General features: G+C 44.7%; 16 protein-coding genes and 1 tRNA gene. 7 read left to right on the top strand and 10 right to left on the bottom strand.

All coding sequences use genetic code 11. The features are described from left to right. Positions 1-261: 261 nt before the first annotated feature. Positions 262-960: a hypothetical protein gene (locus tag E2R66_RS16600; RefSeq protein WP_133232536.1), complete on the bottom strand. Its 699-nt coding sequence runs from the start codon at positions 958-960 to the stop codon at positions 262-264. 92 nt (positions 961-1,052) lie between these two features. Beyond that, positions 1,053-3,869 (bottom strand): carbamoyl-phosphate synthase large subunit, encoded by a 2,817-nt coding sequence (gene carB / locus E2R66_RS16595; protein WP_133232534.1) that lies wholly within the window; start codon positions 3,867-3,869, stop codon positions 1,053-1,055. 255 nt (positions 3,870-4,124) lie between these two features. Here carB and E2R66_RS16590 point away from each other — a divergent pair, with 255 nt between their 5' ends. Then, positions 4,125-4,649, top strand: a complete 525-nt coding sequence (locus E2R66_RS16590; RefSeq protein ID WP_133232532.1) for a hypothetical protein — start codon at positions 4,125-4,127, stop codon at positions 4,647-4,649. Positions 4,650-4,659: 10 nt separating this feature from the next. On the opposite strand, the gene E2R66_RS16585 is transcribed toward E2R66_RS16590, so the two are convergent. The 3 genes from E2R66_RS16585 to panC all read right to left on the bottom strand — a co-directional run bounded on the left by E2R66_RS16585 (position 4,660) and on the right by panC (position 7,021). Then, positions 4,660-5,625, bottom strand: coding sequence for an energy transducer TonB (locus E2R66_RS16585; protein ID WP_133232530.1), 966 nt, complete (start codon positions 5,623-5,625; stop codon positions 4,660-4,662). Between the two features lie 32 nt (positions 5,626-5,657). After that, positions 5,658-6,008, bottom strand: coding sequence for an aspartate 1-decarboxylase (gene panD / locus E2R66_RS16580; protein ID WP_133232528.1), 351 nt, complete (start codon positions 6,006-6,008; stop codon positions 5,658-5,660). A gap of 182 nt (positions 6,009-6,190) precedes the next feature. Continuing rightward, complete coding sequence (panC, locus tag E2R66_RS16575) at positions 6,191-7,021, bottom strand: pantoate--beta-alanine ligase (protein ID WP_133232526.1); 831 nt, start codon at positions 7,019-7,021, stop codon at positions 6,191-6,193. 154 nt (positions 7,022-7,175) lie between these two features. Here panC and E2R66_RS16570 point away from each other — a divergent pair, with 154 nt between their 5' ends. The 5 genes from E2R66_RS16570 (at position 7,176) to E2R66_RS16550 (ending at position 13,653) form a co-directional block, all read left to right on the top strand. Beyond that, positions 7,176-8,000: a glycogen/starch synthase gene (locus E2R66_RS16570; protein WP_133232524.1), complete on the top strand. Its 825-nt coding sequence runs from the start codon at positions 7,176-7,178 to the stop codon at positions 7,998-8,000. 15 nt (positions 8,001-8,015) lie between these two features. Continuing rightward, positions 8,016-9,407 (top strand): DUF4270 domain-containing protein, encoded by a 1,392-nt coding sequence (locus E2R66_RS16565; protein WP_133232522.1) that lies wholly within the window; start codon positions 8,016-8,018, stop codon positions 9,405-9,407. Between the two features lie 107 nt (positions 9,408-9,514). After that, entirely contained in the window at positions 9,515-11,350 is a 1,836-nt protein-coding gene (glmS, locus tag E2R66_RS16560; RefSeq protein WP_133232520.1) for a glutamine--fructose-6-phosphate transaminase (isomerizing), read from the top strand. Between the two features lie 103 nt (positions 11,351-11,453). After that, entirely contained in the window at positions 11,454-12,245 is a 792-nt protein-coding gene (locus tag E2R66_RS16555; RefSeq protein ID WP_133232518.1) for an acyltransferase family protein, read from the top strand. A 472-nt stretch (positions 12,246-12,717) separates the two neighbouring features. Then, positions 12,718-13,653: a hydrogen peroxide-inducible genes activator gene (locus E2R66_RS16550; RefSeq protein ID WP_133232516.1), complete on the top strand. Its 936-nt coding sequence runs from the start codon at positions 12,718-12,720 to the stop codon at positions 13,651-13,653. A gap of 63 nt (positions 13,654-13,716) precedes the next feature. On the opposite strand, the gene der is transcribed toward E2R66_RS16550, so the two are convergent. Continuing rightward, positions 13,717-15,018: a ribosome biogenesis GTPase Der gene (gene der / locus E2R66_RS16545; protein ID WP_133232514.1), complete on the bottom strand. Its 1,302-nt coding sequence runs from the start codon at positions 15,016-15,018 to the stop codon at positions 13,717-13,719. A 129-nt stretch (positions 15,019-15,147) separates the two neighbouring features. Further along, positions 15,148-16,023 (bottom strand): GTPase Era, encoded by an 876-nt coding sequence (gene era / locus E2R66_RS16540; protein WP_133232512.1) that lies wholly within the window; start codon positions 16,021-16,023, stop codon positions 15,148-15,150. Between the two features lie 144 nt (positions 16,024-16,167). Here era and E2R66_RS16535 point away from each other — a divergent pair. Further along, positions 16,168-16,240: transfer RNA gene (locus E2R66_RS16535), tRNA-Met, on the top strand. Here the strand turns inward: E2R66_RS16535 and E2R66_RS16530 are convergent. From E2R66_RS16530 to E2R66_RS16520, 3 genes are all read right to left on the bottom strand, one after another. Further along, the gene (locus tag E2R66_RS16530) at positions 16,200-17,756 is read right to left on the bottom strand and encodes a recombinase family protein (RefSeq protein WP_133232655.1); all 1,557 of its coding nucleotides are present in this window, start codon (positions 17,754-17,756) and stop codon (positions 16,200-16,202) included. The genes E2R66_RS16535 and E2R66_RS16530 overlap by 41 nt on opposite strands. A 10-nt stretch (positions 17,757-17,766) precedes the next feature. Continuing rightward, entirely contained in the window at positions 17,767-17,955 is a 189-nt protein-coding gene (locus E2R66_RS16525; RefSeq protein WP_133232510.1) for a hypothetical protein, read from the bottom strand. Between the two features lie 374 nt (positions 17,956-18,329). After that, positions 18,330-18,725, bottom strand: a complete 396-nt coding sequence (locus E2R66_RS16520) for a HEPN domain-containing protein (RefSeq protein ID WP_133232508.1) — start codon at positions 18,723-18,725, stop codon at positions 18,330-18,332. Positions 18,726-19,014: the final 289 nt, after the last annotated feature.

Genomic DNA, 19,014 nt, shown 5'->3' with positions numbered 1-19,014 from the left:
ATAAGTAAATTTTGGGTGCTTGCACCCAACAAGGGATATAGAAATTATATCACATTTTATTTTGGAGGCGGATACCTTTTCATATCTTTAAGGTAAGCAAAGCAAGCGAAGAATTCGTTAACAGTGCGTTAACAAGCAAAACGGCCTATTAGAATTATCGTTGTAATTGATTGAAAATCAGAATTTAATTTGTGAGTTTCAGAATTACAGCGATGGGTTTCAAACCCATCGCTATCAGCTATAATATTCTAACGAGCCTACTTACGCAAACTTCGCTTCCTTGGTTAAGGCCGAAGGTTCAAGGTCTAAATCGTGAGCGAAAAGCTCTTTTATCTTCTGAACAATCTCTGTACGATTTACGGTTGAAGCATCGCGGCGGCATTTAAGATAATGTTCGCGTGCAATTTTTTCGGCCAGGTCGCCAATGGTTTTTACTTTAAGTTCTTTGCCAAAGCGGCCTGCAAGCCTTAAGCCCGCAATAGAAATTACCAGGCCAACAAATGCTACGGTAGAGTTGACGAAGAATAAGCCAAACGATGCAACCAACAAAAGCGCAAAGCTCCAGGTGATCCATGGTTTTGGGTGCAGCAGGTTCATATGGAAGCCCATCTCCGCCTCAATATCCGCAACCACCTCGATGCGGTTATCCCGCGGGAAAAGTTCGCAAAGCTTGGTTTGAGGTTTCACCAGGTATTTTTCAGTCGGGTTTCTGGCGTTAATAGCACTCCGCAGTTTGTAAAATGCCTGCTGTGTGGTGCAGCTATCCGCCTGCGCATGTTTAACTTTTGCTACCACAACATCACACAAAGCACCGAAGTTTTTTGTGTCTTTCAAATCGTCATTACCAAAGGTAATATTAAACGACTTTTCTATCTTAACCAATACATCACTGATGTCCTCAGGATCAACATTGTTTAAATTGTACGCCGAAGGGGTGGCGGTTTTTATGTTCAGTTTCAATACGATATAACTAAATTAAACCTTTTTCTGTTGCGTTAATTGCACGCAATTAAACCAATAATTTCCAAATTCGCAAAATTGAATTCAAAAAATTATTTACTTAAGTACATTGATTTTTCTTTGTACAGGTGCCTAAAGTACGGATCCTGCAGATTTGGTATAAACCTGATGGCTTCGCCGGTTGATTTCATCTCGGGGCCAAGCTCCTTGTTTACCTCCGGGAATTTGTCGAAAGAGAATATAGGTTCTTTGATGGCATAGCCCCAAAGCTTGCGCTCTATGGTAAAATCTTTCAGTTTGTTTACGCCCAACATCACTTTGGCGGCTATGTTGATGTACGGTACATCGTAGGCTTTGGCAATGAAAGGTACCGTACGCGATGCGCGCGGGTTGGCTTCTATCACATAAACTTTATCATTCTTAACCGCAAATTGTATGTTGAGCAAGCCGCGTACATTTAAGGCACGTGCTATTTTGGCGGTGTATTCTTCCATTTGGCTGATGACGCTATCGCTCAGATCGAACGGTGGCAGCACAGCAAACGAATCGCCTGAGTGGATACCGGCAGGTTCTATATGCTCCATCATCCCAATGATGTGTACATCTTCGCCATCGTGTATGGAGTCTGATTCTGTTTCGGCTGCGCGATCCAGGAAGTGGTCAATCAATACACGGTTGCCCGGGAGATTCTTTAGCAGGTTCACTACTGCTTTTTCCAGGTCTTCATCGTTTATGACGATGCTCATACCCTGCCCCCCAAGTACGTAACTTGGGCGAACCAGTACCGGGTAACCCACTTCGTGCGCTACAACCAATGCTTCTTCGGCACTTTCTGCCACACCATATTTAGGGTAAGGGATGTCCAGTTCTTTCAGCAGATCAGAGAAACGGCCACGGTCTTCGGCAATATCCATATTATCGAAAGAAGTACCGATGATCTTGATGCCATGCTCATGCAACTTCTCGGCCATCTTCAATGCGGTTTGTCCGCCGAGTTGTACGATAACGCCTACGGGTTTCTCCAGTTCAATGATCTCCCGTACATGCTCCCAGTAAACCGGCTCGAAGTATAGCTTATCGGCCATGTTAAAGTCGGTAGAAACAGTCTCGGGGTTACAGTTGATCATGATGGCCTCAAAGCCGCTTTCTTTGGCGGCAAGCAAACCATGCACGCAGCTGTAATCGAACTCTATACCCTGGCCAATACGGTTAGGGCCTGAGCCTAGTACGATCACCTTCTTTTTATCTGAGACGATGGATTCGTTCTCTCCCTCGTAAGTGGAGTAGTAATAAGGCGTTTTGGCGGCAAATTCTGCTGCGCAGGTATCTACCATTTTGTAAACGCGGCGAATGTTTAATGCCTGGCGGCGTTGGTAAACATCCTCTTCGGTAACGTTGCCCAATATGTAGGCTATCTGCGTATCCGAGAAGCCTTTTTGTTTAAGCGTGAAGAAGAAGTCTTCTGGGATGTTGTTTAGCGAATAGCGGCGAAGCTCGTTCTCCATATTCACCACTTCCTGTATCTGGTTCAAAAACCAGCGGTCGATCTTAGTGGCTTTGCGGATAGATTCCACCGGTACGCCCAGGCTCATTGCATCGTAAATATGGAAGAGCCTGTCCCAGCTTGGTTTTTCCAGGCTGTGCATAATCTCTTCCAGGTTGCGGCTTTGGCGACCATCGGCACCAAGGCCGGCGCGGCCAATTTCTAAACTCTGGCAAGCTTTCTGCAAAGCTTCAATAAAGCTGCGGCCAATGCCCATAACCTCGCCTACCGATTTCATGGTTAAACCAAGCTCGCGGTTAGCACCTTTAAATTTATCGAAGTTCCAGCGAGGGATTTTTACAATAACGTAATCCAGCGTTGGCTCAAAGTATGCAGAAGTGGTTTTGGTAATCTGGTTCTCTATCTCATCCAGGTTGTAACCTATGGCCAGCTTTGCAGCAATTTTGGCAATTGGGTAGCCGGTTGCTTTTGATGCCAGTGCCGATGAGCGAGAAACGCGTGGGTTGATCTCGATAGCAATGATGTCTTCATTGGCAGGGTTAACCGAGAATTGTACGTTACAGCCGCCCGCGAAGTTACCGATGGCGCGCATCATTTTGATGGCCTGGTTGCGCATCTCCTGGTAGCAGCGGTCGCTCAGGGTCATGGCCGGGGCCACGGTTATCGAGTCGCCTGTGTGGATACCCATCGGGTCGAAGTTTTCGATAGAACAGATGATGATAACGTTGTCGTTACTATCGCGCAGCAATTCCAGCTCATATTCTTTCCAGCCTAACACAGCCTGCTCTACCAATACCTCGTGGGTTGGCGATGCCTGCAGGCCGCGGCTAAGTGCCGCATCAAAATCTTCTTTTTTATGTACGAAACCTGCGCCTTTACCCCCCAGCGTATAGCTTGGGCGTATTACCAGCGGGAAACCTATGCTCTGTGCAGCTTCTTTTCCTTCAAGAAACGAATTGGCGATTTTTGAGGGAGCCACGCCAACGCCAATATCCACCATCAACTGGCGGAAGGCTTCGCGGTTTTCGGTTTTCTCTATAGCGGCAATATCAACGCCTACTATTTTTACGCCGTATTTTTTCCATATGCCGCGTTCATCAGCCTCAATACAAAGGTTAAGTGCGGTTTGGCCGCCCATAGTAGGCAGTACGGCATCAATTTTCTGCTCGTTGAGTATTTTCTCGATGCTTTCGCAGGTGAGGGGCAGCAGGTAAACGTTATCGCCAATAACCTTATCCGTCATGATGGTGGCGGGGTTGCTGTTGATGATGGTTACGGTGATGCCTTCGTCTTTAAGCGAAAGGGCAGCTTGCGAGCCGGCGTAGTCAAATTCGCATGCCTGGCCAATAATAATAGGACCGGAGCCGATGATCAGGATGGATTTGATGGAGGTGTCTTTGGGCATAGGGCTTTTTTTAATTAAAAAGTTCTAAGTAAGAAGTCAAAGTATATCAATGTATGATAACGAATTTTCCTATGCACTGAAGGCGAAAATCCCGACCTCAGTGTCGGGGTGCAAAGATAGTAATTTACGGGTATTTGAAATTTTAATTTTTAAATTTAATATTAGATGCCGAAATGGGCTGTAACTTATCAAACTAATGCCGTAATTTTAGCTGGTAGTACCAGTATTAACCCATTCAGCTAATCCCCAATTACCGTGAAGAAATTTATACTCATCGCCATAGCTTTCGCATTTGTATCTGCGGGCTGCGGCACCGTGCAATCCATCATTAAATCCAGCTTCCCTTATACGGCTACATTGGTTATACCTGCATCGTCGGCCACGGGCACCACGTTGACTGCCATGAGCGAGGGCACTAGCTTCGACCAGAACTTTGCCGTTAAGGGCAATAACGGCAGCCGGGTAAGCGATGTGCATATCGTATCGGCAAAAATGACGGCCACCATCCCTTCTGATTTTAACATTGGCAACCTGGTTTCCGCCAAAATATATATGGCCAAGGCAAACGGCGAGAGCGAAGTGCTGGTAGCCTCGCGTACGGATATTGGGCCAAACAGCGGGCCCAGCATTGTGCTGGATATTGATAACACTCATTTTTTAGATGAGCTGGTGCGCGAGAAAAACGTGCGCATACGAATGGTTTACCAGCTGCGCAACAAAATAAACATTGATGCCAGCTTGCGCGTCGTATTGGGCATAAGTGCTGACCCGGCCAAATAAGCCCATTAGCCTATTGCAATTTAAAATTTACCGGCACCGCGTAGCTTACACGTACCGGCCTGCCAAACCGGGTTCCTGGTATCCATTTGGGCGATTCCCTGATCACCCTAACGGCTTCCTCGTCGAGGCTCTTGCTAACAGATCGTAGTACTTTAATTTCAGTAACAGAGCCATCCTTTTCTAATACAAACTGAAGTATCACAATACCTTCAATATCATGCGCCCTTGCGTCATTAGGGTATATGATGTGATCACGGATGTACCTGCTGAAAGCAGCGTAGCCCCCCTCGAATTGGGGCGAGGTCATTCGGGCACCAGAATAGGTGGTAGTGAGGCTGCTGCTGTCTGTAGCCGATCCAGAAAGCAGTTCGTTGTTTTTATATGTCTCGATGAAGGTGAGCTTTAATGTTTTGTCCTCGCCCTTCCACGCACCTTCCCTCAATCCGTTATTTACAGGGCCCTGCTCTTTAATATATGAAAACTTTTCGTCGAAACCCCGGTAATAGCCTTTACTCTCGGCAACCTGAACCTTGCCGACAGAATCCAGATTATCAATGATCAGGTAATTATCTTTAAAATGATTATTGCCGCGCACAACGCTATCCGGATATTTGATCATACGATACAACTTGCCGTTGGGATAATAGTCGTAAGCACTGCCTACCGGCACACCGCCGTCGTAAGTATAGCTGCCCTGGCGGTTGCCGTTGGGGTAAAAAGTTAAGCATGGTCCCTTAAATCTGGGAGGATTAATTGCGGATGATGTCCCGGTCAGTTTCTTTTTTCCGTTTTTATAGTATTCGGAAACTTTATATAAAGCAGAACCAGAATCAGGCGCATTGATCACCCGCGTATATTCGGCGCTATCAACGTTATTGACGTAACTGCCATTGTTTTTCAGATAAAAAACGTTAATCTGTTGGCCACAGCAAGCAGTTGCCCACAACACCATCAGGGTGAAAAGGAAGGGTTTCATTGAAATAAAGCAGCGGTTTTTAAGCCGCTAATTTATTTAATTAATTTGTTATTCGTATCAGGAAAAACAAGAATTGGCTCGTATTTGCGCGCTTCTTCTGCTTCCATGTAAGCGTAGCTCATTACAATAATAATATCGCCGACTTGTGCCAGCCGGGCAGTTGCGCCATTAAGGCATACCGTGCCGCTGCCGCGTTCGCCTCTTATTACATAGGTTTCAAAGCGGGCACCGTTGTTATTATTAACAATCTGCACCTTTTCGTTAGGGATAATATTGGCCGCCTCGATAAGGTCTTCATCAATGGTAATACTGCCTACGTAGTTCAGTTCGGCCTGTGTTACCTTAACGCGGTGAAGTTTCGATTTTAAAATCTCGATAATCATAATTGATGGTCATCTCTCCATAATCCTACCACTTAATTATATAGAAAGCGTAGTGGCGTTTAAAATGACCGTGCAAAGATACGAGTAATTTTAGTCGATGGTCAATAGCCAATGGTCCATGGATTGTAAAACGTAAGCTGTGCCAAAACGACAGTCTCCCACATGGTCTATTGACCATCTACTCAAACTATCACCACATTGTCTATTAGCCTGGTTTTGCCAACGCGCGCTGCCGCCAGGGCTACTATGCTCGTAGATTGCTCGTTGGCAGGCAACAGGGTTTTGCCATCGGCAATCTCTATGTATTCGGGCTCAACGCCGGGCTCGCTTTGCAGCATCGCCATGGCATCCTGCTCCAATTGGAAAACGTTTTTAATATTGAAGTTGTTCTTGAGCCAGTTCAGCGTTTTGGATAGGATAAGCGCGTGCTGCCTGTCGACCGGGGTGAGGTGTATATTGCGCGAGCTCATGGCCAGGCCGTCCGTTTCGCGCTCTATGGCGCACATCACCAATTGTACAGAGATGCCCAACATCTCTACCATTTTGCTTACTACCATAAATTGTTGGTAATCTTTTTGCCCCAGGTACAATGTGGTTGGCTTTATAATATCCAGCAGTTTATACACTACTTGCATTACCCCCTGGTAATGCCCCGGGCGAAATTCGCCCTCGAGCAAAAACTCCAGTTGCCCTATGTTTAAATGCCAATGCTCATTACCATCATACATCTCTGTTACCGGCGGGTTAAACAAAATATCGCAGCCTGCGGCCTCTAATTTTGCAATGTCTGCGTCTATAGGGCGGGGGTAATCTTCCAGGTCCCTGGCATTGGTAAACTGAGTTGGGTTTACAAAAATGCTGCAAACAACTACATCATTGCCGGCTTTTGCCTGCGCTATAAGCGATAGGTGGCCCTGGTGCAACGCGCCCATAGTAGGGACAAAACCAATGGTTTTGCCGCCTGATGCAGTCAGATGCTGCTGAATTTCGCTTCGGGTTGTGAATATCTTCAATGCCGGTTTTTATTGGGGAAATTTGGCAAAGGTGTACAATTGCTTAAAAATTACCAAATAGGCTTGCATTATTGGTTGCCGATTGATATTATAATGCTTATATTTGCGGACTCAAATTTTTTGACCGCTTTACATTTTAAATTCTGAATTAGTGATGGGTAAATCTAAGCTTTTGTTCATAACTCATGAAATGTCTCCCTTCCTTGAACTCACAAAAATTGCCGAAATAACACGCCAGCTGCCACAAGCTATGCAGGAGAAAGGTTACGAAATCCGTATCCTGATGCCGCGTTTCGGGAATATCAATGAGCGCAGGAACCGTTTGCATGAAGTTATCAGGCTATCAGGCATGAATATCATTATCGACGATAATGACAACCCGCTTATCATCAAAGTGGCATCTATCCCTGCAGCACGTATGCAGGTGTATTTTTTAGATAACGAAGAGTACTTTCAGCGCAAGCATGTATTCGCCGATAAAGACGGCAAGTTTTATGCCGACAACGACGAGCGGATGATTTTCTTTTGCAAAGGCGCATTAGAAACTGTTAAAAAGCTAGGCTGGGCTCCCGATGTAATCCACTGCCACGGCTGGATGAGTGCCCTGGTGCCTGCTTACCTCAAAACCACATACAAAGACGACCCAACCTTTAAGCACTCTAAAGTGGTTTACTCTATTTACGAAAATGAGTTTGCTGAGAAAATGAGTGCCGATTTTGCGCGCAAGGCGGTAATGGGCGATATGACGGAAGAACATACAGAAGTTTACAAAGCAGGCACCAATACCGCCATGTATACAGGTGCTATACAATACAGCGATGGGATTGTACTGGCCAGCGAGAACATAGACGGGGATGTGTTAAATAATGTTAAAAACAGCAATAAATCGGTAATGGATTACGTTTCCACTGCAGATTACGAAAATTATTACAATTTTTACGACGAAATCACCACAGATGAATTGGTGCATGTTGCATAAGCTTTAAAACTAAATATGAAATTTTCCAAATTAGGCTTATTAACCCTGTTAATAAGTCTTTTTATTTTGAACAGTTGTAAACACCAGGACGGGATAGGTTTAGGAGTTGATGGTACTAATCAGCTTAACGGTACCATATTTGCCGACACCAATATCGTAACCACCACCGTTGCCGAAGATAGCGTGGTTACCTCGGGTCTCGGCAGAACCCCTCTTTCTTATTTTAAGGACCCCGAATTTGGGGTAACAGAATCCAACATTGCTGCTGGGCTGACCCTGCCAGACGGTACCGCTTACACGCTGCCCGATGGCGTGATAAATATCGACTCTGCCGTACTGGTATTGCCTTATTCGGCAAGCGGTTTTTATGGCGACTCGCTTACTTCCAAATTCAAGATAGATGTTCATCAACTGAACGAAAAGTACGTGGCGACCACTTACTATAACAACAAGCAATGGGACTACAAGCCCGCTTTGTTGGGAAGTAAAACGTTCACGGCCCGGTCGCACGATACGCTTAAAATCACCGATATTGTTACTGGTGCTGCGGATACGTTAAAGAAAGTATCTCCGCAAGTGCGTATCCCAATCAGCGAGGATTTCCTGAGGACTTATTTCTTCGGGGCACCGTCTGCCAATCGTGCATCTACATTGGCTTTTCAGAATGGTATCAAAGGCTTATACATCACTTTGGATAAAGCCGGAACCACCGGCCCTGGCGGTAACCTGATGTTCGCCATGGACTCTAGCAGGATAGACATCTACATGAAGACCCAGGCAAGTGCCAGCCTCACTATCGATACCACAATGATATCGTTGCCGGTGCCCACCAGTACACACATGGCTTCTATTAAGCATACTTACAGCACTAAAGTACAGGCAGCGTTAGCCAATACTTCTACCGATGGCCTGGTTTATCTGCAGGGCCTTGTCGGCTTAAGAGCTAAGGTTAGCTTCCCGGATATAAAAAATACCTTTGCATCACTTGGTAACAATGTGATCATTAACCGGGCCGAAGTAGTGGTTAAAGTAGCACCAGGCACAACAGTTCCCTATGCAGCTATACAAAGGCTTACCATGTACCAGCTTGATATTGCAAAGCAAAGGGTACGCCTGCAGGATGCTGCAACAAGCGACCCGCGTGGCGTTAATGGTGCATCATACTTTGGCGGCTATTACAATAAAGCAACTGCCGAATACCACTTCCTTGTTACCGCGTATGTGCAGGATTTGATCAACGGCAAAACGGTTGATTACGGCACATATATAGCACCGGTAGACCCCACTTCTTCTACCTCAATCAGCATTTCGCCAGATGCCCAGTATGCAGAACGTTCTATTGTGGGCGGCAAAAATTCTCCATACCGCATCAAGTTGAATATTATCTACACCAAGATAAATCAATAACCCGACACAACATAAACGGCAAAACCGATGTTTATTAGTGAATAAGCATCGGTTTTGCTGCTTTAAGACTATTTTTGCAGCCAAAACATTCTAAATCTTGATTATTTATGTGCGGCATTGTTGGCTATATTGGTTTCCGGGATGCATATCCCATTGTTATAAAGGGTTTACACAGACTAGAGTACCGCGGCTATGACAGTGCCGGAATTGCGCTGGCGGATAAGGGCCTGAAGGTTTACAAAAAGGCCGGCAAAGTAAGCGACCTCGAGAACTTTGTGAAAGACGTAAACCTGGCCGGAACGGCTGGCATGGGCCACACCCGCTGGGCTACCCACGGCGCGCCAAGCGACCGCAACTCGCATCCCCACTCATCCGGAGATCGCAAACTCACCATCATCCATAACGGCATCATCGAAAATTATTCGGTACTGAAGGAAGCTTTATCTGCAAAAGGGCACACCTTCAAAAGCGATACCGATACCGAAGTGCTGATACACCTCGTAGAGGATATCCAAAAAACTACAGGGCTCGATTTGCAGGAATCTGTTCGCCTGGCCCTGAACCGTGTGGTAGGCGCATACGCCATCGTGATCATGAGCGCCGATAATCCCGACGAGCTGATTGCCGCCCGTAAAGGCAGCCCCATGGTAATTGGCGTTGGCAGAGGTGAGTACTTTATTGCATCAGATGCTACGCCGATTGTAGAGTACACCAAGAATGTAATTTACCTTAACGATAACGAGATTGCTTACGTTAAGCGCGATGGCCTGCTGATCAAGAATATCGACAACACCATCCAAACCCCCTACATACAAGAACTTTCATTAAAGCTGGAGATGCTGGAAAAAGGCGGCTACGACCACTTTATGATGAAAGAGATATACGAGCAACCGCGCTCTATCCGCGATTGCCTACGTGGCCGTATTTACCCCAACAAAGGGTTGGTGCAATTGGGCGGCATAAAAGAGTATGTAGAAAAGCTAAAGAATATTGATCGCATCATCATCGTAGCTTGCGGTACATCGTGGCATGCAGGGCTGGTTGGTGAGTATTTAATAGAGGAGTATGCCCGGGTGCCTGTTGAAGTTGAATACGCTTCAGAGTTCAGATACCGTAATCCAATAATTACATCAAAAGATCTGGTTATAGCCATATCCCAATCCGGCGAAACCGCCGATACGATGGCGGCTATTGAATTGGCTAAGGAGCGGGGGGCCACCATATTCGGTATATGCAACGTAGTGGGTGCATCAATCCCTCGGCTTACCCATGCAGGTGTTTATACCCACGCCGGCCCGGAGATTGGCGTGGCATCTACCAAAGCGTTTACGGCCCAAGTAACAGTGCTTACGTTGATTGCTTTTTACATTGCGCAACAAAGGGGCACCATTACACAAAGCAAACTTATTGAATACCTTACCGAGCTAGACGAAATCCCTGATCTTGTTGCCCGCACGTTGAAAACCAACGATCAGGTGAAAATAATTGCCGAACGCTTTAAAGATTCGCCAAATTGCCTGTTCCTGGGCCGTGGCAGTTCGTTCCCGGTTGCGCTGGAAGGAGCCTTGAAGTTAAAAGAAATATCGTACATACACGCCGAGGGTTACCCTGCAGCCGAAATGAAACACGGCCCTATCGCGTTAATTGACGCTGATATGCCGGTGATATTCATTGCTACCAAAAACTCATCGTATGAAAAGGTGGTGAGCAATATACAGGAAGTAAAGGCCCGGGGCGGCCACGTTATTGCCATTGTATCTGAAGGCGACACCGACGTTAAGGAAATGGCCGAATACGTAATAGAAATACCACAAACGGGCGAAACCTTCGTGCCTTTGCTGGCAACCATACCCTTGCAGCTTTTGGCATACCACATAGCGGTTTTGCGCGGCTGTAATGTAGATCAACCCCGCAACCTAGCAAAATCGGTAACGGTGGAATAGGGTTCCAATATCATCAGGATTATAACTGCCTGGCACTGCTTTACGGCAGACGTTGCCTATATTAGTAAGCAACAACGGTGGTGAGTGGCGCCTTGAATATTGTATGGGTAAAATAAGATTTCTGTTAGCCTTATCTGTAATTACCGCTCATTGCGGCCCAATTTTGGGGCTAGAGCTGTTAAGCGCCGAGGCCGTACAGGCCTTTTTCGTAATATCCGGTTTCTATATGGCTTTGGTTTTGAACGAGAAGTATATCGGCGCAAACTGGTCGTATAAGCTTTTTATTACAAATCGCTATTTACGGGTGGCACCTGTTTATTGGGCGGTGTTAGTGCTCACGATATTGTTCTCTTTTGTAGTTGGTGTGTATCGAAATTGGATTATGTGGCCCATTTTAAGCAGCTACCAGATGGTAAATCCGGGGTTCGTATCTTTTGGGTATCTTATACTCACTAATATCTTCATTTTTGGGCAGGATTTGGTAGTACTGTTAGGCATTGATCCTGCTAGCGGTGAACTATTTTTCACTACGAATTTCTGGAATACCAATCCCCCTCTTTATTCTTTTCTTTTTTTACCCCAAGCCTGGACGCTAGGCCTCGAATTGTCCTTTTATCTTATCGCGCCATTCCTATTAAGGAAAGGCTTTGTCAGGGTAGTCCTTTTCATGACCATATCCGTAGCGGTCAGACTTCTCGTATTCTTCTATTTTGGCTTGCGCAACGATCCCTGGAGTTACCGTTTTTTCCCATCAGAACTATTTTTCTTTCTGCTTGGTTACTTTTCGTATCGTATTTATTTGTTCATAAAAAACAAAAGCACCCCGCGTTATATCAACCTGGCCTTGCTTTATTTGCTTTTGGCTTTTACCGTTACTTTTTCTTTTCTTCCGTGAACAAATATCCACTTCCTTCAATTTTCGTTAAAGATTATCTGCTACCACATGCTGTTGGTGGTTGCGCTACCCTTTATTTTTAAAGAATTAAAGAACAATAAATCCGACGCGATGATTGGCGAATTATCGTACCCCATGTACATATCGCATATTTTGGTTTCAATGTCATGTAGGCTTACTACAAACCAATTCCTAAACTCGGGCTGGGTGATAGCCGGGTTAACAATCCTTTTATCGTGCGTATTATTAAAATTTATCGCTATGCCGGTGGAGAAATACCGGCAACATCGGCTTTCAAAAGCCTGATTAATTTATAATTTTAACAATGTTGATGCTGGTATTCTTCGTGGCTAAATATAAGATTGCGACATTGTCAAATAACTTTTTTAGCGTTAAAAACATCAAACACAATCAGGTATAGAGTAAATCAATATTTATCTTATTTTTGCATAGTTTATATCTATGCCCCAGAATGACGATTACGCAATTAGAATACATTATAGCCGTTGACACCTACCGTAGCTTTGTGGGTGCTGCCGAAAAATGCTTTGTTACCCAGCCCACGCTAAGTATGCAGGTGCAGAAACTGGAGGACACACTCGGCGTGAAACTCTTTGATCGCAGCAAGCAGCCTGTTGTGCCTACAGAAATTGGATCCGAAATTATAGCCCAGGCACGTGTGTTGCTGGCCGAAAGCGAAAAGATAAAGGAAATCATCAGCGACAGGCAAAAGGAACTCTCCGGCGAGCTTAAAGTGGGCATCATACCCACGGTTGCGCCATACATACTGCCCAAGATTATTCAGGGTTTTATTGAAAAGCACCCGGCAGTAAAACTCATCGTATGGGAGCAAACTACCGAGCAAATTATACAACAACTGAAATTGGGCACGCTGGATTGCGGTATTCTTTCTACCCCGCTGCACGAAAGCTCGTTGATAGAAGTGCCCGTTTTTTATGAAAACTTTGTGGCTTACGTATCAAAAAACAGCAACCTATCTAAAAAGAAGAACATTGTGCCCGACGATATTGATATGGAAGAAATTTGGGTGCTTAACGAGGGACACTGCATGCGCGAGCAGGTGCTGAATATTTGCCAGCGCCGCAAAGCCACCAAAGGCTACCAGCACTTTGAATACAATACCGGTAGCGTAGAAACCCTAAAGCGCATGGTGGATATGAATAACGGCGCCACCATTTTACCAGAGCTTGCGCTTGCCGACTTAAACGAAAAACAACTGGACAAGGTGCGCTACTTTAAAAGCCCCGAGCCAGCCCGCGAGGTAAGCATAGTAATGCACCGCAACTTTTTAAAGCGCCGCATGATAGAAGCCCTTAAAAACGAAATACTGGATTTTGTGCCCAAGCGCTTGCGTAGCAAAAAGAAGAAAGAGATAATGGATATATAACAAAAACAGCGATGGCCCAAGGCGCATCGCTGTTTCTGTTATTATAATGAAGCTAAAGTCCTTTTACTTTTGCCTGAACCAAACCTGTATCGGTGCGCCCGAAAACTCGAAATGCTCGCGCAGCTGGTTTTCGATGAAACGGTAATATGGTTCTTTTACATATTGCGGCAGGTTGCAGAAAAACGCAAACATTGGCGATTGCCCCGCTATTTGAGTGATGTATTTAATTTTTACGTACTTGCCTTTTAAAGATGGCGGCGGATAGTTCTCGATGATTGGCAACATCACCTCGTTTAGTTTGGAGGTTGGTATTTTGCGGGCGCGGTTGGCGTAAACCTGGTTGGCCACATCGATTACTTTTAATACACGCTGCTTCTCGGTTACCGATGTAAATACAATAGGTACATCAGTAAAAGGCGCTATTTTCTGTTTGATTTGGTCTTCAAAAACTTTAATGGTTTTGTTGTTCTTCTCAATCAAATCCCATTTATTTACTACAATAACAACGCCTTTTTTATTCTTCTCGGCCAGGTGGAAAAGGTTCACATCCTGTGATTCCAATCCCTCCACGGCATCTATCATCAGGATAACCACATCGGCCTCTTCCAACGCCTTAATGGTGCGCATTACCGAGTAAAACTCGATATTCTCTTTTACCTTGGTTTTTTTGCGCATCCCGGCCGTGTCTATCAGCATAAAATCGTGGCCGTACTGGTTGTAATGGATGTGGATACTATCGCGGGTGGTACCGGCGATAGGAGTAACAATGTTACGGTCCTGGCCAATTAAAGCGTTGATGATAGAAGACTTGCCCACGTTAGGGCGGCCAACAATGGCGTATTTAGGGCGTTCGTTCTCATCGAACGGTACGTCTTCGAAATGTTTTACCACTTCATCCAGCAGTTCGCCCGTGCCGCTGCCGGTCATAGATGATAAGGTGTAAATTTCACCGAGACCCAGGCTATAAAACTCCGTAGCATCGGCTAGTTGCGCATTGTTATCCAACTTATTTACCACCACAAAAACAGGTTTTTTGCCTTTGCGCAGTATGTTGGCTATCTCATCGTCCAGATCGGTAATGCCGGTGGTAACATCTACCATGAAAAGGATAACAGAAGCTTCTTCAATGGCAATAAGCACCTGCTCGCGAATGGCCACTTCAAAAAGCTCGTCGGAATTGGCCACATAGCCACCAGTATCTATCACGGTGAACTTTTGGTCGGTCCATTCGCTTACGCCGTAATGCCTGTCGCGGGTTACGCCGCTAAAATCGTCTACAATAGCTTTACGGCTCTCGGTTAAACGGTTGTATAAGGTGGATTTGCCAACGTTTGGCCTGCCTACAATAGCTACTATATTACTCATGGTGTATTAGAATCAAGAATTAAGAGCCAAGAATCAAGACGATATAAAAATCGTATTTCTTCTCCTAATTCTGCATTATTATAAAATTTTCTTCTTGAATCTTGACGCTTACATCTTGATTCTGTTTTACTATTCGTACCCGAATTTTTTCAGGTAGTTCTTTTTGCTGCGCCAGTCGGGGATAACTTTTACGAACATTTCCAGGAATATCTTCTTCTGGAAAAACTCTTCCATATCCCGGCGGGCGTAAGTGCCTACTATTTTCAGCATTTCGCCCTTGTTGCCAATCACAATATTCTTTTGCGAATCGCGCTCTACAATGATCTCTGCACTAATGCGGTGCAGTTTCTCGCCCTCTACAAAGGCGGTAACAATCACTTCCGCGCTGTATGGGATTTCTTTTTTGTATTGTTTCAATAGCTGCGCCCTTATCATTTCCGATGCAAAGAAACGGTCGTTACGGTCTGTAAGGGCATCCTTTTCGTAATAGGCCGGATGCTCAGGCAGTTCGTCCAGTATCAGGTCCATTATCGCCTGTATGTTGTGGCCATGCAAGGCAGATATAGCGAATACCGCTTTAGGGTTAAGCTTTTCCTGCCAGTAATCAACCTTTTCTTTTACTTCTGTTTCGTCGCTTTGGTCTATCTTGTTTACCACTACTATAAGCGGAGCGGTAGAGCCTTCCAGTTTCTTTAATACATCCTGCTCGTTGAATTCTTCGTGGATATCAGTAACCAGCAAAATCAGGTCGGCATCTACAATAGAGCCATCTACCTGGTGCATCATACTTTCGTGCAATGCGTAGTGCGGTTTGATGATGCCTGGGGTATCGGAGAATACGATTTGGTAATCATCCGTGTTCACTATGCCCAAAATACGGTGACGCGTAGTTTGCGCTTTTGGGGTGATGATGGACATTTTTTCGCCCACCAGGGCGTTCATAAGGGTTGACTTACCCGCGTTGGGCTTACCAATTATACTTACAAAACCTGCCTTATGTGCCATAGAAAAATAATTAAAATATTATTTGGACTGCAAAGAAACGAATTATATCTTTGCAGTCCAATTAAAACGGAGAGCAAAATTGCTTTTTGACAATTGGAAGCAACTTTCCGGGTTATGGCGGAATGCAATATATACCAAATACAGTGCGGGATGGAGCAGTTGGTAGCTCGTCGGGCTCATAACCCGAAGGTCGTAGGTTCGAGTCCTGCTCCCGCTACCGAATCGGACAAGCTTGAAAAATCAAGTTTTGTCCGATTTTTTTTTGCAGTTAACTTGCTGTTTATCAGGTAAATCAGATATGCTGCTTCATTCACCCGAGCGGTTCGATAAGCACTTCCGTCAAAACTCAATTTTTCAGGATATATCGAACCAATGATATTACGTTTAGTAGTTGTATCTGCTTCCAAATACGTTGCATTCAGGCGTGAAAGCGTATTTAAAGCCTTGTCAACACAGCCGTCTATATCATATGCCGGCTTGCTGAAGCCGGTCAATTTGCCTTCCAGGATAAGCAGCTTTTTCTCGCATTCCATTTTGATGGTTTTATAATCCCCGCTGTCTATAGCATCATCAAGCAATAATTTACGTGCTTTAGCAAGCCGGTTATTCTCAGCTTCAATCTGCGAAAGGAGTTCTTTCCGTCCGTTTGATTGTGACCCTGACTGCTGGCTGAAGATATCCTTGATAACCATCCGGTATAATTCTGCAACCCCTGGCTTAGGAATAAATCGTTGCAGTTCGCCGACAAAGCTATTATTAGCCTCCTCGGCCTTATATCTTGTTCCACATGAAGAGATGCAATGGTAATAATAATAGTAGCTGTGGCGGCCCTTAGATGCGCTGCCTGTAAGTTGCTTTCCACACTTTGGGCAAAGCAGATAACCCCGTAATGGTAAACTGTCATCAGTTGTCATCTTAACTAATTGAATGCGCTTCTTACCATCTAAAATTTCCTGAACATTATAAAACAATGCTTCAGATACTATAGCCTCATGCTGCCCCTGAACCAAATGCCTTGGTTCATCCCTATATTCTGGCACGACAATTTTCCCGCAGTAAACGGGATTTTTGATAAGCGTATAGAAATTACTTTTGCTGACCATAAAGCCGCGCCTGTTCAGTTCCTGCCTTACATCATCAATGCACAACATACCTTTGCCGATCTCTTCAAATGCCCATTTAACTAATGCGGCTTGCGGTTCGCGTGGTACAATTGTTTTCATACCGGCGTCAGTTGTGCGGTTTACGTATCCGTAAGGCCCTGTTGTCAGGTACCTGCCTTCTTTCCTCGCCCTGCGCATCCCGTAAAAGGTATTCAATGCCCTTCTATCATTCTCAACCTCCGGCGCGGCAAGGTAAAAGGCCAGCATCATTTTATTTTCCGGGATAGTAAGGTCAAGTGGCTGTTCGACTGCTTGGGGGTCAATAGCCATTTTACGAAGTATGTTAATCATCTGATAGGCGTCCCCTGCATTACGGCTGAACCTATCCCACTTTGTGAAAAGTAACAGATCCGCACCTTTTCCTTTTTCCTTCTTATATTTATTCAGCATTTCAGTCCACGCCGGGCGGTTGAAGGTCTTTGCTGAAAAGTCCTCGTAAATTACCTTGCCTACCGAGATGTTTTGAATGCCACAATATTTGCGGAGTACTTCTTCCTGGCTCCTGATTGAATAGCCTTTGTCTGCCTGTTCGTCTGTACTTACCCTAACATATAAATCTGCCTTTTTCATAATAATAGCTTTAGTGTCCTGCGCTCGAAGAATTGTCTTTAATGTATTGATTTACAGTTAATTTACCTAAAAAATACAAGAAATCCAAAATTTTTTCAGCTTCTTTTTCACTAACATGTAACCCATTTTCACTTAAAACTCTCACTGCCTGAGCAGGCGTAACGTTCCTTTTTATATTATCCGAATCCCTTGCAGCCATAAGGCTGCAAATGTTTTAAAATCGATGCCCGCTGTTTGACAAGCATTTCGGTACTACCGAACAATAAACTTTGATTTTTACCTTTTCATAGTGGTAGCCCTATACTATTTGGGGCAGGGCTTAATTTGTGGATGCAGTACAAGCAAGAATAGGTAATCAGTGTTGATTTCATTATCAGTTAAACTAATAATTTATAAGCCTAGTTATAGGAATTGATTTTTTTTCAGCCAGACTTCGCTTGTTTTCCGCAGGTGTAACGAGGTACGAGTTACTCCTGCTCCGGCAGCGAGGCTGGCGGCGAATGAATATAGCGTGCATACGCGTGATGTAATGAGCCGCTTGCCGCAGCTGCAATTTCCGAAGAAGGTTAACAACTACAAGGTATTCGTCAGCAGATACTTTTGATAGACCTGTTCAACCACGAACATCAGGTTTTTTATATAAGGATATAGTGCTGTCGCAGCATCATCATCTAACTCATACCCGTCTTTATATCTCACATTGATATACGCATGTTTTAACACGGTAAAAAGTTTCAAATTATACTGATCAGTCAGATCAAAAATAGCTGCAATATCATTCGTAAACATCCGGGTGACATCCAGCAAAGTATCAAGGTTATGTAAGTTGGTCGTATAACCGTTTACGACCCTAATAATTGCAATCAAAAAGCATTCGGCGGCTTGCTGTAAAGAGAAAAGGGCAGCTTTCTTTGACCCGATAGTCAGGTAATACTCCACACCTTTTAAAAAGTCTTTGCCCTGCTCCATCCACCTCTGCCAGATTATCAATTCTTTTTCCCGTACGCTGTGACTCAATACGGTTACGGAAGGTAAAAGCAACTCGCCTGAGAGGTAGATAATGGGGCATTTTAAGGCATTGCTAAAAAACAAATTGTCCCCACTTGTTCTATTCAATCTTAAAGACCGATGTACCAATGCGGTAACAGATGTGATTTGACGGCAACTATCTTGAATTGTACTTGCTATACATTGTAATTGCCTTAGCTCGATATCATCGACTAAAACTAAGAGATAGATATTTCCGGGAGATACTGGT

Origin of the sequence: Mucilaginibacter psychrotolerans, assembly GCF_004519315.1 — a bacterium.
In the GTDB taxonomy this organism is placed as follows: domain Bacteria; phylum Bacteroidota; class Bacteroidia; order Sphingobacteriales; family Sphingobacteriaceae; genus Mucilaginibacter; species Mucilaginibacter psychrotolerans.
The sequence above is the reverse complement of the archived record's forward strand: the minus strand, read 5'-3'. Positions and strand labels throughout refer to the sequence as shown.